Genomic DNA, 13,187 nt, shown 5'->3' on the forward strand with positions numbered 1-13,187 from the left:
TCCGATCGACGGCCGTGCTGCCGTCAACGCGGAGTGGGTCGTCGTTCGGACGGAACGTGGAAGCGACGAGACCGACCGTCCGGCTCATTCGTATCGGACTCTATAGCTGTGGGACGAAAAACGTTCGGAGACTGACTGGTGGGCAGGCGCTAGATCGCGAGGTCGCCTTTCGGCCGGACGACGCTCACCGCGTCCGCATCGACCCGATCGACGTCGAGGAAGTGCGGCTGGTAGTTCCGTTTCTCGAAGTCCTCGAACTCGTCGTCGGTGCCGACGGTACACCAGAGCTGGACTTCCTCGGGGCCGTGGTACTCGCCGTTGCGGTTGATACCGAAGCAGACGACCTCCTCACCGTCGTACTCGATGATGGCACCCTTCCGGATCCCGGGGTCCCCGTGGATGATGAGCCGCTTCATGGCGGCGAATTCGCACGAGAGGGGAGTAAGCGTTTCGGAGTCCGCGCCGCCGCGAGCGGCGACGATCGGCCGTCCCCGGCAGTATGTTCCTGAGAGCCATCGACTGCAATCACACCCGTCGACGTCCTCCCAGACGCCGAAATCGGTTGTAGTATAGTAGCAACTGAAAGTCAATGCACATCTGATCGCAGGACGACGTTGTGATCAGTGTGTAAATCGTTTCAGTTGCTACTATAGTGGACGCGTCACTCGTCGGCGTTTTATTCCCGGGTTCGAGACGGGGGGCTCCGATCGGACGACGGCGACGAACCAAACGGGTTTTAAACGGCGCTGTCTTAGCCCACGCCAAGTGAGATAACCATGCAGATGCCACGCCGATTCAATACCTATTGCCCGCACTGTAACGAACACCACGAACACGAAGTCGAGAAGGCTCGATCGGGGCGCTCCTCCGGGATGAAGTGGGACGCTCGCCGCACCCGCCGTAACACCGCCAGCATCGGGAACTCCGGTCGCTTCTCGAAGGTGCCGGGTGGCGAGAAGCCGACCAAGAAGACCGACCTCAAGTACCGCTGCAGTGAGTGTGGCAAGGCCCACCTCCGCGAGGGATGGCGCGCCGGCCGACTCGAGTTCCAGGAGTGATTACAATGGCAGGAAACTTCTACAGCGTCCGATGCAGTGACTGCGAGAACGAACAGACCGTCTTCGGCAAGGCCGCCACGGAGGTCTCGTGTGCCGTCTGCGGCACGACCCTCGCCCGACCGACCGGCGGGAAGGCCGAAATCGAGCACGAAGTACTCGAAACAGTCGAGTCACGATGAAATACAGCGGCTGGCCCGATCCCGGCGAACTCGTCGTCGGCAAGATCGACGAGATCGAAGACTTCGGCGTCTTCGTCGATCTCGAGGAGTACGAAGACAAACGCGGCCTGATCCACATCTCCGAGGTCGCGAGCGGCTGGATCAAGAACGTCCGCGATCACGTCCGCGAGGGCCAGATCGTCGTCTGCAAGGTCCTGGACGTCGACGAGGAGTCCCAGCAGATCGACCTCTCGCTGAAGGACGTCAACGACCACCAGCGCTCGGAGAAGATCCAGCAGTGGAAAAACGAGCAGAAGGCCGACAACTGGATGAGTCTCGCGCTCGGCGAGGAGATCGACGACGAGGACTACACCGCGATCGCGAACGAACTGATCGGTGCCCACGGGAGCCTCTACGAAGGCTTCAAGCAGGCCGCGATTCACGGTGAGGGAGCCCTCGAGGACACCGACCTCGACGACGACGAGATCGACGCGATCGTCGACACGGCCCGCGAGAACGTCTCGGTGCCGTACGTCAACGTCACCGGCTACGTCGACCTCGAGAACCCCTCGCCGAGCGGCGTCGACGGCATCCGTGAAGCGCTCGCGGCCGCCGAAGGCAACGGCGAGGTCCCCGAGGAGGTCGACCTCGACGTCAGCTACGTCGGTGCCCCCGAGTACCGCATCGAGGTACAGGCACCGAACTACAAGACCGCCGAGTCCCAGCTCGAGGCGAGCGCCCAGCGCGCGATCGCCGCGATCGAGCAGGAAGGCGGCGAGGGCGAGTACCACCGCGAACGCCGAACCGACGACGAGTAATGAAGTCCGACATCCGGGTGTGTTCGGCGTGGCGCGGGACCCACGATCGCCCGGTGTATACCCTTTCTGACACCTGTCCGGAGTGCGGCGCCGACGCCGAAAACAGCGCGCCGGCACCGTTCGACCCCGCGGATCCCTACGGGGAGTACCGACGGTCTCTTAAACGTCGCCGCCGCTGATACGGTATGGACGAACTCGAGATCGACGCAGTCGCGGAGGTCGACCTCACGGATCCCGTCCTCGTCGAGGGGTTGCCGGGTGTGGGACACGTCGGGACGCTCGCCGTCGAACACCTGCTCGAGGAACTGGAAGCCGAGAGTACGCTCGTTCGCCGGATCTACTCCCGGGAGTTCCCGCCGAAGGTGAGCATCGAAGACGGCGTCTCCGAACTCACGTGTGCCGAGATCTACGCCGTCACGGTCCCCGACGGCCGTGACATGCTCTTGCTGACGGGGGACCACCAGGCCCAGACGAACGAGGGCCACTACGTGTTGACCGACGCCTTCCTCGACGTCGCCGCGGAGTTCGGCGCGTCGGACGTCTACGCGCTGGGCGGCGTGCCGACGGGCGAACTCATCGAGGAGTACGCCGTCGTCGGTGCGGTCAGCGACGAGTCGCTGTGCGAGACCCACGAGGACGCCGGCGTCGAGTTCCGCGAGGACGAACCGGCCGGCGGCATCGTCGGCGTCTCGGGACTCCTGCTCGGACTCGGAGAGCGACGCGGCTTCGACGCGGTCTGCCTGATGGGCGAAACCAGCGGCTACCTCGTCGATCCGAAGAGCGCTCGCGCCGTCCTCGAGGTACTCGAAACCGTGCTCGGCTTCGAACTCGACTACGAGACGCTCGACGAGCGCGCCGACGAGATGGAGGAGGTCGTCGGCAAGATCCAGGAGATGGAACAGCAACAGCAGATGGACGTCCCGACCGACGACGACCTGCGCTACATCGGCTGAGCGATCGAGTTTTCACGATCGCGCATCTCGTCGTGGGCGCTCGATTCTCGTCGCGGCCAGCAACCAGCGGCGGCCACTCGTCGATTTAGTGGCGGCCACTCGTCGATTCAGCGGCACAGAACTCGTTTCCGTCGGAAGAGGGGCCCCGCACCGCCCACTCACTCTTCGAGCACTTCGTAGGAGACGCCGGCGTCGCGGAGCCGATCGGTGACCCGCCCGACCTCGTCGGTCGTCGCGACGGCGGTGACGTGGAGGCCGCGTTCGGCACCGTCGGCAGCGACCTCGCCGGCCGCGAACGTGACGACCGGGTCGATACCGGCCTGTCGACAGGCGACGACGGCCTCGACGCCCGCTGCAACGACGCGATCGGCGTCCGCGCAGTGTTCGACGACGGTCGACTCGTCGATCGCCCGGCTCCCGCCGGCGCGGACCGTCGGGACCTGCAGGACGGTCACGGAGCCGGGTTCGAGGTCCATGACGCCCTCGAAGCTGGTGACGCCGACGTCGGTACCGGCCTCGGCGTCGGTCGTCGCGACGCCGGTTGCGGGCCCTTCCTCGCCCGGACTCGCGTGGAGCAGGCCGTCCTCGACGAACAGCGAGACGGTTTCGCCTTCCTCGATGTCGTCGGTGGCGATGTAGGCGGCCTCGCTCATCGCCCCGAGGACGTCGCCGGTGACGTGGTCCGCGAACCGTCGCACGTCGTCCGCGGCTCGAAAGAGCCAGTCGACACCTTCGTTCGTGACGCGATACCGCGATCGCCCCTCCTTCTCGACGAGTCCGTCGTCGACGAGTTCCCGGATGTACTCGCTGACGGCCTGGCTCGTGACGCCGACCTCCTCGGCGATCTCTCCCTGACTGACCGCGGGCTGGCGCTCGGCGATCTGGACGAGGATCCGGAACCGCGTCGCCGCTCGCTTGTTGTCGAGGACGTCGACCATAGGGCATCTTCTCTCGAGTGCGGCAAAAAGGTACTCGGTCGCGGGTCGTCGATCGATGGGTCGATCGATCGCCTCGGTCGTGGAACGCCGACCTGCCGATACACGACAGCCGTCCGACCATCGCCGACCAGTTCCACAGCCCGTAGTGGAACGTCAAGTTGATAGCGCGAGAGTCCTTCGGGACAACACGACAATGTGGTCGTTCGTAACGACGCCCGGAAGTGCACCGGCCGTCGGTGTCGGGGTCGTAGACGCCGTCCCGGTGATATCGGCCGTGATCAGTTCCGGGATGACCGACTGGCTGGCGTGGGTCGCCATCGGCGCGTTCGTCGTCGCGCTCGCCCTCCAGTGGCAGGATCGGCCCGGCCCGGCCCGCCACGTCGCCGCGGCCGCGTGGGTCGTCTTCGGCGTCTTCTGGCTGACGATGGTGCCGTACTACTACACCGACGCCCAGAGCCCGTTACAGACCGTTCTCTCGCTCGCCGCCCTGCCGCTGTGTACCTACACGGGGTATCTCCTCTTCCGGGGACGGGACTCGCTCATGCTCCTGTCGAAAGCGGTGATGTTCATGGGGGTGATCTACCTGCCCGCCGAGACCATCCCCGTCGTCCGGACGTGGCTGATCGAGACGACCGCAGCCCAGACCCACTACGGGATGGAACTCCTGGGGCACAGCCCCGGACTCGCGGAGGGGCCGGAGGGGTACCGGAGCAAGTTCGCGTTCGATCCGGACGAGACCGTGACCGGCCGGACGACCTACATCGTCCTCGCCTGTACCGGCATCGGGAGCATGGCCATCTTCGGCGGCCTGATCGCCGCCGTGAAGGCACCGCTCCGCCGAAAAGCCACCGCGTTCGCGCTCGCGGTCGGGGTCATCTGGTTCCTCAACCAGGTCCGGAACGTCTTCATCGGCCTCGCGTCGCCGTGGGGCTGGTTCCAGCAGGACTGGCTGGTCTCGTTCATGACGACGTACATGGGTGCCGAGCCGAGTCGCGTCTCCTTTCTCGTCGCGCACAACTACATCGCCCAGATGCTGTCGGTCGTCGCGCTCGTCGGGATCACCTTCCTCGTGGTCCGGATCCTCCCCGAGATACTCGAGCCGCTAGAGGACGTCCTGTTCGTCCTCACCGGCACCGAGTACGACCTCCAGGAGGCGCTCGGCGAGGAGGTTCGCGCCGACGGCGGCCACGCCGCCGGGGCCGAAGATAGTTCGGGTTCGGGATCGAACGCCGAGTGATGACCGAGACCGGCGTCGAGATCGACGTCCCGTTTTCGATCCACGAACGCGCCGTCGTCGTCCCGGCGGCCGAGGCGCTCGTCCTCGCCGACGTCCACCTCGGCCGCGGGGCCGCCTCGAGCGTCGACGCGCCGATCGACGACGGGGCCGACGTCGTCGCCCGTCTCGAGGACGCCCTCGCGGCGACGACCCCCGAGACGGTGGTCGTCGCGGGCGACCTCCTCCACTCGTTTTCGCGGCTCCCCCACGGGGTCGAGGACGACCTCTCGCGACTCCGGGCGGCCGTCGATCGGGCCGGCGCGTCGCTGGTCGTCGCGCGCGGGAACCACGATACGATGCTCGATCCGGTCTTCGACGGCGATCCAGTCGACGAGTACCGCCTCGAAAGCAAGTCCGACGGGGCGACGATCGTCTGCCACGGCCACGAGCGGCCCGACGGGGACGCCGATCGGTACGTGATCGGGCACGACCATCCCGCGATCTCGATCGACGGCCGCAAACGCCCCTGTTTCCTCTACGGACCGGGCGCGTACGAGGGGAGCGACGTGCTCGTACTCCCGGCGTTCACCCGCCTCGCGCGGGGGGCGACGGTCAACGGAATGTTCGCCAGCGACTTCCAGTCGCCGCTGGTCACGGACCCCGACGCGTTCTACCCGGCGGTGTGGGACGACGCGAACGACGAACCGCTGTGGTTTCCCCCGCTGGGGGAGTGTCGCCGGCTACTGTGAGCGCCGTTCCCGTGAGTACCGGACGAATCGGGGGCGCCAGGGATCCCGATCGCCGATCGGGGACCGAATGCCGATCGGCGGCCGGGACGACCGGAATGCCGCCTTCGGAGTGTCCAATATATACCGCCAATCGGGGGGTGAAGTTGGCTCGTGGGCGAAAAAATCGACATAATATTAGGTATACTGGTTATTGGTGGACATATGTCCGCAACTGTTATGCTCCGGCACGTGGTAGAGTCTATATAACATGATCGAGACGAGTGTCGACGCTGTCCGAATCCGTTCTCCGGGAACGGTCGCGCCCGATACGACCGTGACCGAAGCTGCACGTCTGCTGTGTGACCCTGCAGTTCCCGCCCTGGTAGTCCTCGAAGACGGCGACGTCATCGGGATCCTCACGGAATCCGACATCGTTTCGCTGGTCGCAGAGTCGGACGCACGGCCGGTCGTTCGAACGATCATGTCGACACCGGTGACGACGATTTCGCCGGGGGCGACGATTCGGGACGCCGCCGAGACGATGCGAACCGCTGGCGTCACACAGCTTCCGGTTGTCGACGACGGCGTCTACCGCGGATTACTCTCCGCCCGGACCCTGGCACCGTATCTCTCTCGACGCAGTCTGGATATTGAACGCCGCCGCGAGCCGGTGCGGCCGTCCCGATCGAACCGGCCGAAACTACCCGCGGGCGAGTGACCGCGAAGAACGAACCTCGCGCGGGAACGTGACCGCGAACTGACCTCGATCGCCGCTCCGCGTGGACCCGACCTGACGCCTCCTTCCCGACGCCCCGACTCACCGTGACAGATCGTCGATCACGGCTTTCGCCGCCTGCCGGCCGCTCTCCATCGCACCCTGGATCGACGACCACCGGGTGTAGTCCCCGGCCAGGTAGATCGGGCCCGCCGGATCGCGCGGGTCCGGCAACCGATCGTGGATTCCGGGCGGCTGGGCGAACTGGGCGAACTCGATCCGATCGGTGTGGAGCGTCTCGAAGCCGTCGAACCGCCGTTCGGGGTACCAGCCGGCGAGCGCGTCGCGGGTACGATCGGCCAGTTCCTCGTCGCGTTCCTCGCGCTCGCCCAGGTAGGTCGCGCTGATCAGCGTAGCGTCGTCGGGCGCGTACTCGGGAGCGACGGCGCTGTGGGGGACGACGTGGTTCGGTCCGGTCTCGGTAGCGTTCAACAGCAACCGTCGTCCCGTCTCGAGGTCCGTCCGCGCCGGCAGTTCGTAGTACTGGGTGACGCAAGCGCGTGCCTCGGTGGGAATCGACTCGACCCCCGTCAGGTCGCGAGCGGTCGGCGGATCGGTCGCAACGACGACCGCGTCGGCGGCGATCGACTCCTCTCCAGCCGTCACCGTCGTTCCACCGGCGCCGTCGGCGTTCCTGTCCGCCGCGACGTCCGCCACGTCGATCCCGGTCTCGATCGCCGCGCCGGCCTCGCGAGCCGTCTCGGCGAGTTGTTCGGGGATCGCCCCCATGCCGGCGGCCGGGACGGCCGTGTCGCCCGCCGCGAGCGCCCGGAAGGTGTACTCGAAGACCCGCTTCGAGGTCGACAGCGATCGATCGAGGGTGATACCGCCGTAGAACGGCGCGGCGAACCGCTCGACGAAGCGATCGGAGAATCCCCGATCGCGGAGGAAGGCGTCGATCGAGACGTCGTCCGGTTCGGTGCCGTCGAAAATCGCGTCGGGATCGGTCCGCAGGAGGTCCCACCGGAGTCGCGCGACGCGGAGTTTGTCCCCCAGCGAGACGTCGGGGTTGAACAGCGTCGCCGGCAGGGCGGCCGGATCGCGGATCGGATCCGAGAGCGTCGACCGGTGGTTCGGCCGGGCGATGGTGGCCCCCGGCGCGAACCGGCGCAGGTCGAGCGCGTCGAGGTCGAGTTCCCGCTGCACGGCGGGATAGGCGGTAAAGAGCACCTGGAATCCCCGATCGAGGCGGAACCCGTCCCCTTCGCGGGTCCTGACGCGACCGCCGGGCGTCTCCTCGCGTTCGAACAGCGTCACGTCGGCACCGCCGGCGGCGAGGTGACGCGCGGCGACCAGTCCGGCGAGTCCCCCACCGACGACGATCACTCGCGGCGTCCGGGTCATGCGTGACGGTTCGGAGACGAGACACAAAACGATGGACCCAACGGCAAACGGGTGGGTCGACGCGTTCGGGTCTGGAGAGTCCGGTCGGGAGCCAGATCCGGCCCGATCGCACCCAGGGACCGATCGGGGAGTGTCCCGTCGCTAGCTGTCCGTCAGCAATCGTAGCGCGACGCCGACGAGGATGACGATGACGCCGAGCGCCGTCGCGATCGGCGGAATCGGCACGAACAGCAGGGCGACGCCGAGGAGGATCACGATCGTCGAGGCTCTGACCATGCAAACGCATCGCCGTGACGACAGGTAGTGCTGTGCCCGGCATATACAGGACGTCACTGTTACCCCCCACGGATAACCGACCGTCCGTCGTAACTGACGTATGGTCGATGCAACCATCACCCCGATCGATCGCGGAACGATCACGACCGATTTCAATCACATCGTCGAGGGCCACACGCTGGGGACGGCGGCGGACCCGAACCCGGACGTGACGATGGGCGACGGGCCGGTCTACAACCTCGTGATCGAGCACCCCGAGGGGACGATCCTCTGGGACACCGGCTCCCATCCCGAGGCCGATTCGGGCCACTGGCCGGCCGAACTGTACGCGGCGTTCGAACACACGGGCCTGCGCCCGATCGAGGACGATCTCGCGGAAGCGGGCTACGCCGTCGACGACATCGATTACGTGATCCAGACGCACCTCCACCTCGACCACGCGGGCGGCCTGTACGCCTTCGAGGGAACCGAGACGCCGATCTTCGTCCACGAGGACGAGTTCAAGTACGCCTACTACAGCGCGAAGACGGACGCGGGGAGCGACGCCTACGTAACCGGGGACTTCGATCGGGACCTGAACTGGGAGATCGTCCACGGGGAGCGCGAACAGCACTTCGAGGACCTCGAGTTCGTCCACCTCCCCGGTCACACGCCGGGTCTGCTCGGCGTCAGACTCGACATAGACGACGCCGGGACCGTAATCTTTGCCGGCGACCAGGCCTACGTGCGGGCGAACTATCACGACGAACACCCCATGGGTGGCGACCTGCTGTGGAGCAAGCGGGCCTGGTACGAGAGCCTGCGCCTGCTGAAAGACGAGGAGCGACGGCACGACGCACGGATCTTCTGCGGCCACGACGCCGAGGACCTCGAGACGTTACGGGAGGGGCTCTGAGCGGCCGTCCGGCGGCCGTGTGAGCGATTGCCGGGGCCGATATCACTTTACTGATCGACGTGCCGTTGCCCCTATGGAATCCACGGACCGCGACGACGGGCCCGCGTTCCAGTCCGTCTTCGAGAACCGCGTCCGGTTCGCCGAAACCGACCTCCAGGGCATCGTCTTCTACGGCGAGTACTTTACCTTCCAGGACGAGGCGGTGACCGAGTTCTTCCGACAGATCGGCTACGGCTTCGAGGAGATGATCGATCGCGGCTGGCAGACTCACGTCGCGAACACGGAACTGAACTACCGGGAGGGGGCCGAACTCGGCGACGTCATCGAAAACGAGTTGCGGGTCGTCGAGTTCGGCACGGCGAGTTTCACCTCGGAGTATCGCGCCCGGCGAAAGGACGACAGTTCCCTCCTCGCCGACGGAACCGTCACCCACGTCGCCGTCGACCTCGAGACCGACGAGACGATCCCGGTCCCCGACGAGTTCCGCGAGGCGATCGCCGCGTTCCAGGGCGGTCTCGAGTCGATCGAGTGACGGCCGCGTTTCGCTCCCGACGCGGTGGTGGAGACGGCCGTCGAAGAAACGCCGCGCTCAGTGAACGCCGACGTACGCCTCGCGGACGTACTCGTTGTCGTGGAACTCGTCGGCGGTCCCGGTGAGTTCGATCTCCCCGGTCTCGATCAGGGAGAGCCGCTCGGCGTGGCCCAGCGCGAACGTCGAGTTCTGCTCGGCGAGCAGGATCGTCAGGTCCTCGGTTTCCCGGAGCGTCTCGAGTGCGTCCCCGATGTCCTCGATGATGACCGGGGCGAGCCCGAGCGTCGGTTCGTCGAGCATCAGCAGGTCGGGGTCGCTCATGAGCGCCCGGCCGACGGCGAGCATCTGTTGTTCGCCACCGCTCATGGTTCCGGCCTCCTGTTCGCGGCGTTCGTCGAGCCGCGGGAACAGGTCGTAGACCATCTCGAGGTCCGCCCGGACCGCGTCGCGATCGTCGCGGAACTGCGCCCCCATCAGCAGGTTCTCGTGGACCGAGAAGAACGGGAACAGGTCCCGATCCTCGGTACAGTAGATCAGGCCGTCCCTGACGATCCGCTCGGAACTCACCGTGGCCAGGTCCCGTCCGTCGTACGTGATCGTCCCCTCGTAGTCGACGAAGCCGGCGATGGCGTTCAGCATCGTCGTCTTGCCGGCCCCGTTCGGGCCGATCACCCCGTAGATCTCGCCGCGATCGATCGACAGGCTGATTCCTTTCAGTGCGTGCGACTTGCCGTAGTAGACGTTCAGATCCTGGACGTCGAGTATCGTATCGGACATTATCGTCCCTCCCCAGCGAGGTAGGCCTCCTGGACGCGTTCGTTCTCGGCGATCCGTTCGGGCGAGCCGGCCGCGAGTTTCTCGCCGTTGTTGAGCACGACGACGCGATCGACGAGGTCCATCAGCCCGCCCATGTTGTGGTCGACGACGACCATCGTCATCCCCTCCTCGCGGAAGCGTTCGATCTGCGTCGCGAGGGCGTCGATCTCGGCCTGGTTCATCCCGGCGAACGGCTCGTCGAGCAACAGCAGGTCGGGCTCCGTCGCCAGCGCCTTCGCGATCTCGAGCCGACGGACGTCCGCGTGCGGGAGCTCGTCGGGCATCGCCTGCAGCTTGTCCTCGAGATCGATCCGGGCGGCGTACTCGTAGATCTCCTCGTCGCTCGCGCCCCCGTAGAACGAGAAGACGCTGTTCGGGAGCGTGAACAGCTTGATGTTCCCGGCGACGGGGTAGCGATCGATCGGGTTCGACTCCTGGGAGACCCGCGAGAGCCCCCTGTCGACGACCTCGTGGGTCGCGTCGTCGGTGATGTCGTCGCCGTCGAACCGGACCGAGCCCGCGGTGACGTCGTACCTGCCCATGATGCAGTTGAACACCGTCGACTTGCCCGACCCGTTCGGCCCGATCAGGCCGACGATCTCGCCGCGATCGACCTCGAACGAGAAGTCGTCGACGGCGACCAGGCCGCCGAACCGCTTCGTGAGGCCGTCGACGTCGAGGAGGCTCACTCGTGATCACCTCCGATCGAGCCGAGAGCGTGCCAGATCCAGCGGAACAGCCCGTCGCGGGCGAACACGAGGACCAGCAGGACGAGAAGCCAGAGTACGATCCACCGCGTCGAGTGGCCGAACCAGAGGCGTAACACCTCGTCGCGGAGCAATACGAACAGGAACGCGCCGCCGATCGGGCCGAGGATGGAACTCATGCCGCCGATGACGGCCATCGCGATCATCTCGATGCTCCGGTCGACGACGACGAAGGTGGCGGGGTCGACGTTCCCGCCGAAGTGGGCGAGCAGGACGCCGCCGATCCCCATCGTGATCGAACTGAGAACGAACGACCAGAGCTTGAACGTGGTCGGGTTGAGTCCGGCCGCGGAGACGGCCTGCTCGTTCTCCCGGATCGCGACGAGCACCATCCCGACGTTCGATCGCGCAACGACCGTCAGTACGACCGCAACGACCAGCATCGGGACGAGCATGTAGTAGTACCGCATCGTGAAGTCCCAGGTGAACACCTCGACCGCCTGGAAGCCGTTTTCGCCGCCGAGCGTCTCGCTGAACCCGATCGTCAGCCGGTAGAACAGGAGCACGGCGACGAACGTGACGAGCGAGAAGTAGGGCCCGGACAGCCGGAGCGAGGGAAGCCCGATGAGAAGCCCCACGATCACCGCCGCGAGGATCGACAGCGGGATGGTGACCACGAAGCCCAGGTCCGGACTCACGGTGACGACGAGCAGTGCGGTCGTGTAGCCGGCGGCCGCCGACAGCACCGAGTGGCCGAAGCTGATGTAGCCGGTGTAGCCGCTCTGGATGTCCCACCCCATCGCGAAGATGGCCCAGATGCACGCGAGCGTGAGGGTTCGCATGTAGTTGCCCGCGAGCAACGGTGCCCAGGTCGGGGCGACGACGAGCGCGACGAGGGAGACGAGGAGCGCGGCCAACTGGAGCCCGGTCACGTCGCCGACGTAGGGACCGAACAGGCGGTTGAATCGGTCCGCGAGGGGCTGGAGTGTCTCGTCGATCGGGGCCAGGACGCGAGCGGCGACGCGGCCGCTCGGCCCGATGATCGTCCGTCGAACCGTACTGCGCACCGCTCCGGACCGCTGTAGTTCTTCACTCATGGACGTATTCCCTCCCGTACAGCCCCTGCGGTAACAGGAACAGCACGACGAGCAAGATGACCAGGGAGAGGATGCCCCGGAAGCTCTGGCCCAGCACGGAGACGGTGAGCGTCTCGGTGTACCCGATCAGGTAGGCGGCGACGATCGAGCCCTTGATCGAGCCGATGCCGCCGATCACCACGATGATGAACGCGAGCGCGAGCGGGTTCAGCCACATCAGCGGCGTCGCGGCCTGTCCGCCGCCGAGGAAGATCCCGGCGACGCCCGCGAGCGAACCGGCGATGAGCCACGTTCGGGTCCGGACCGAGTGCAGATCCACGCCGGTGAGTCGAGCGCCCCGCTCGCTCATCGACGCGGCGAGGATCGATCGGCCCCCGTCGGTCTTGGTGATGTAGTACCAGAGCAGTCCGATGGCGATCCAGGAGACGACGAATCCGGCCAGGTCGTTGTACGAGACGGCCGTGCCGGCCAGGCCGACGGTCCCCGAGATGACCGTGTAGGAGTAGGGCTGATCGCCGAAGATGCCGATCGCGACTTCGGTCACCGTCGTCGCGAGGACGACGGTCGCGAGGAACGTGATCACCGCGTTGTCTTCGATGTACCTGACGAGACCGACGTACAGTCCGTAGGAGAGTCCCGCGACGATGGCGACCGCGAGCGGGAAGACGACGATCGAGGGCAACGCGATCGCTTCCGCGACGATATCCCTGTTCAGGGCCATGAACACGTACGCGCCGGCCATGATCAGCGCACCGTGGGCGAGGTTCAAGACGCCGCCGACGCCGAAAATCATCGTAAAGCCGATCGCGATGAGCGCGTAGAGCGCGCTGATCATCGCTCCGGTGATCAGTATCGAGAGTATCGATTCGAGCATTC

The 13,187-nt window shown here is 66.1% G+C and carries 18 protein-coding genes; 10 read left to right on the plus strand and 8 right to left on the minus strand.

The genetic code is table 11. The features are described 5' to 3' along the window. Positions 1-149: 149 nt before the first annotated feature. Positions 150-416 (minus strand): HAH_0734 family protein, encoded by a 267-nt coding sequence (locus MUN73_RS13650; protein WP_250141043.1) that lies wholly within the window; start codon positions 414-416, stop codon positions 150-152. A gap of 360 nt (positions 417-776) precedes the next feature. Here MUN73_RS13650 and MUN73_RS13655 point away from each other — a divergent pair, with 360 nt between their 5' ends. From MUN73_RS13655 to MUN73_RS13675, 5 genes are read left to right on the plus strand one after another with little or no spacing between them, the layout of a single operon-like run. Further along, complete coding sequence (locus MUN73_RS13655; protein ID WP_250141044.1) at positions 777-1,058, plus strand: 50S ribosomal protein L44e; 282 nt, start codon at positions 777-779, stop codon at positions 1,056-1,058. Between the two features lie 5 nt (positions 1,059-1,063). Next, entirely contained in the window at positions 1,064-1,237 is a 174-nt protein-coding gene (locus MUN73_RS13660; RefSeq protein WP_250141045.1) for a 30S ribosomal protein S27e, read from the plus strand. Further along, positions 1,234-2,034 carry a translation initiation factor IF-2 subunit alpha gene (locus MUN73_RS13665; RefSeq protein ID WP_250141046.1) on the plus strand — a complete coding sequence of 267 codons (801 nt, stop codon included), beginning with the start codon at positions 1,234-1,236 and terminating at the stop codon, positions 2,032-2,034. The genes MUN73_RS13660 and MUN73_RS13665 overlap by 4 nt, the downstream gene beginning before the upstream one ends. Further along, positions 2,034-2,213, plus strand: a complete 180-nt coding sequence (locus tag MUN73_RS13670; RefSeq protein ID WP_250141047.1) for an RNA-protein complex protein Nop10 — start codon at positions 2,034-2,036, stop codon at positions 2,211-2,213. The genes MUN73_RS13665 and MUN73_RS13670 overlap by 1 nt, the downstream gene beginning before the upstream one ends. A 6-nt stretch (positions 2,214-2,219) precedes the next feature. Then, positions 2,220-2,987, plus strand: coding sequence for a proteasome assembly chaperone family protein (locus tag MUN73_RS13675; RefSeq protein WP_250141048.1), 768 nt, complete (start codon positions 2,220-2,222; stop codon positions 2,985-2,987). A 158-nt stretch (positions 2,988-3,145) separates the two neighbouring features. On the opposite strand, the gene MUN73_RS13680 is transcribed toward MUN73_RS13675, so the two are convergent. Then, entirely contained in the window at positions 3,146-3,925 is a 780-nt protein-coding gene (locus tag MUN73_RS13680; RefSeq protein WP_250141049.1) for a DUF7839 domain-containing protein, read from the minus strand. Positions 3,926-4,118: 193 nt separating this feature from the next. Here MUN73_RS13680 and artA point away from each other — a divergent pair, with 193 nt between their 5' ends. The 3 genes from artA (at position 4,119) to MUN73_RS13695 (ending at position 6,587) form a co-directional block, all read left to right on the plus strand. Continuing rightward, entirely contained in the window at positions 4,119-5,162 is a 1,044-nt protein-coding gene (gene artA, locus MUN73_RS13685; RefSeq protein ID WP_250141050.1) for an archaeosortase A, read from the plus strand. Beyond that, complete coding sequence (locus MUN73_RS13690) at positions 5,162-5,890, plus strand: metallophosphoesterase (protein WP_250141051.1); 729 nt, start codon at positions 5,162-5,164, stop codon at positions 5,888-5,890. Before artA ends, MUN73_RS13690 begins: the two co-directional genes overlap by 1 nt. Before the next feature lie 247 nt (positions 5,891-6,137). Further along, positions 6,138-6,587, plus strand: coding sequence for a CBS domain-containing protein (locus MUN73_RS13695; protein ID WP_250141052.1), 450 nt, complete (start codon positions 6,138-6,140; stop codon positions 6,585-6,587). A 99-nt stretch (positions 6,588-6,686) separates the two neighbouring features. Here MUN73_RS13695 and MUN73_RS13700 read toward each other — a convergent pair whose 3' ends face one another. Together MUN73_RS13700 and MUN73_RS13705 are read right to left on the minus strand one after the other, a co-directional pair. Beyond that, positions 6,687-7,988 (minus strand): NAD(P)/FAD-dependent oxidoreductase, encoded by a 1,302-nt coding sequence (locus MUN73_RS13700; RefSeq protein WP_250141053.1) that lies wholly within the window; start codon positions 7,986-7,988, stop codon positions 6,687-6,689. Between the two features lie 141 nt (positions 7,989-8,129). Beyond that, positions 8,130-8,264 (minus strand): transporter, encoded by a 135-nt coding sequence (locus MUN73_RS13705; protein WP_250141054.1) that lies wholly within the window; start codon positions 8,262-8,264, stop codon positions 8,130-8,132. 100 nt (positions 8,265-8,364) lie between these two features. Between MUN73_RS13705 and MUN73_RS13710 the strand changes: the two genes are divergently transcribed. Beyond that, positions 8,365-9,159 carry an N-acyl homoserine lactonase family protein gene (locus MUN73_RS13710; RefSeq protein WP_250141055.1) on the plus strand — a complete coding sequence of 265 codons (795 nt, stop codon included), beginning with the start codon at positions 8,365-8,367 and terminating at the stop codon, positions 9,157-9,159. Positions 9,160-9,232: 73 nt separating this feature from the next. Beyond that, on the plus strand, positions 9,233-9,691 hold the full coding sequence (locus MUN73_RS13715) for an acyl-CoA thioesterase (protein ID WP_250141056.1): 459 nt from the start codon (positions 9,233-9,235) through the stop codon (positions 9,689-9,691). A 57-nt stretch (positions 9,692-9,748) separates the two neighbouring features. Here the strand turns inward: MUN73_RS13715 and MUN73_RS13720 are convergent, their stop codons facing one another. The 4 genes from MUN73_RS13720 to MUN73_RS13735 are packed head-to-tail and all read right to left on the minus strand — an operon-like array spanning position 9,749 to position 13,185. Next, positions 9,749-10,468, minus strand: a complete 720-nt coding sequence (locus MUN73_RS13720; protein WP_250141057.1) for an ABC transporter ATP-binding protein — start codon at positions 10,466-10,468, stop codon at positions 9,749-9,751. Next, a complete protein-coding gene (locus MUN73_RS13725; protein WP_250141058.1) occupies positions 10,468-11,196 on the minus strand; it encodes an ABC transporter ATP-binding protein in 729 nt (242 codons plus the stop codon). Before MUN73_RS13725 ends, MUN73_RS13720 begins: the two co-directional genes overlap by 1 nt. Continuing rightward, positions 11,193-12,311 (minus strand): branched-chain amino acid ABC transporter permease, encoded by a 1,119-nt coding sequence (locus MUN73_RS13730; RefSeq protein ID WP_250141059.1) that lies wholly within the window; start codon positions 12,309-12,311, stop codon positions 11,193-11,195. Before MUN73_RS13730 ends, MUN73_RS13725 begins: the two co-directional genes overlap by 4 nt. Next, positions 12,304-13,185, minus strand: coding sequence for a branched-chain amino acid ABC transporter permease (locus MUN73_RS13735; RefSeq protein ID WP_250141060.1), 882 nt, complete (start codon positions 13,183-13,185; stop codon positions 12,304-12,306). The genes MUN73_RS13730 and MUN73_RS13735 overlap by 8 nt, the downstream gene beginning before the upstream one ends. Positions 13,186-13,187: the final 2 nt, after the last annotated feature.

The sequence above is a fragment of the Halosolutus amylolyticus genome (assembly GCF_023566055.1).
Taxonomy (GTDB): domain Archaea; phylum Halobacteriota; class Halobacteria; order Halobacteriales; family Natrialbaceae; genus Halosolutus; species Halosolutus amylolyticus.

Excerpts from the sequence above, each read along its gene's own strand:
- MUN73_RS13650 (WP_250141043.1), bottom strand. The coding sequence starts at position 416 with ATGAAGCGGCTCATCATCCACGGGGACCCCGGGATCCGGAAGGGTGCC.
- MUN73_RS13655 (WP_250141044.1), top strand. The coding sequence starts at position 777 with ATGCAGATGCCACGCCGATTCAATACCTATTGCCCGCACTGTAACGAA.
- MUN73_RS13660 (WP_250141045.1), top strand. The coding sequence starts at position 1,064 with ATGGCAGGAAACTTCTACAGCGTCCGATGCAGTGACTGCGAGAACGAA.
- MUN73_RS13665 (WP_250141046.1), top strand. The coding sequence starts at position 1,234 with ATGAAATACAGCGGCTGGCCCGATCCCGGCGAACTCGTCGTCGGCAAG.
- MUN73_RS13670 (WP_250141047.1), top strand. The coding sequence starts at position 2,034 with ATGAAGTCCGACATCCGGGTGTGTTCGGCGTGGCGCGGGACCCACGAT.
- MUN73_RS13675 (WP_250141048.1), top strand. The coding sequence starts at position 2,220 with ATGGACGAACTCGAGATCGACGCAGTCGCGGAGGTCGACCTCACGGAT.
- MUN73_RS13680 (WP_250141049.1), bottom strand. The coding sequence starts at position 3,925 with ATGGTCGACGTCCTCGACAACAAGCGAGCGGCGACGCGGTTCCGGATC.
- artA (WP_250141050.1), top strand. The coding sequence starts at position 4,119 with ATGTGGTCGTTCGTAACGACGCCCGGAAGTGCACCGGCCGTCGGTGTC.
- MUN73_RS13690 (WP_250141051.1), top strand. The coding sequence starts at position 5,162 with ATGACCGAGACCGGCGTCGAGATCGACGTCCCGTTTTCGATCCACGAA.
- MUN73_RS13695 (WP_250141052.1), top strand. The coding sequence starts at position 6,138 with ATGATCGAGACGAGTGTCGACGCTGTCCGAATCCGTTCTCCGGGAACG.
- MUN73_RS13700 (WP_250141053.1), bottom strand. The coding sequence starts at position 7,988 with ATGACCCGGACGCCGCGAGTGATCGTCGTCGGTGGGGGACTCGCCGGA.
- MUN73_RS13705 (WP_250141054.1), bottom strand. The coding sequence starts at position 8,264 with ATGGTCAGAGCCTCGACGATCGTGATCCTCCTCGGCGTCGCCCTGCTG.
- MUN73_RS13710 (WP_250141055.1), top strand. The coding sequence starts at position 8,365 with ATGGTCGATGCAACCATCACCCCGATCGATCGCGGAACGATCACGACC.
- MUN73_RS13715 (WP_250141056.1), top strand. The coding sequence starts at position 9,233 with ATGGAATCCACGGACCGCGACGACGGGCCCGCGTTCCAGTCCGTCTTC.
- MUN73_RS13720 (WP_250141057.1), bottom strand. The coding sequence starts at position 10,468 with ATGTCCGATACGATACTCGACGTCCAGGATCTGAACGTCTACTACGGC.
- MUN73_RS13730 (WP_250141059.1), bottom strand. The coding sequence starts at position 12,311 with ATGAGTGAAGAACTACAGCGGTCCGGAGCGGTGCGCAGTACGGTTCGA.
- MUN73_RS13735 (WP_250141060.1), bottom strand. The coding sequence starts at position 13,185 with ATGCTCGAATCGATACTCTCGATACTGATCACCGGAGCGATGATCAGC.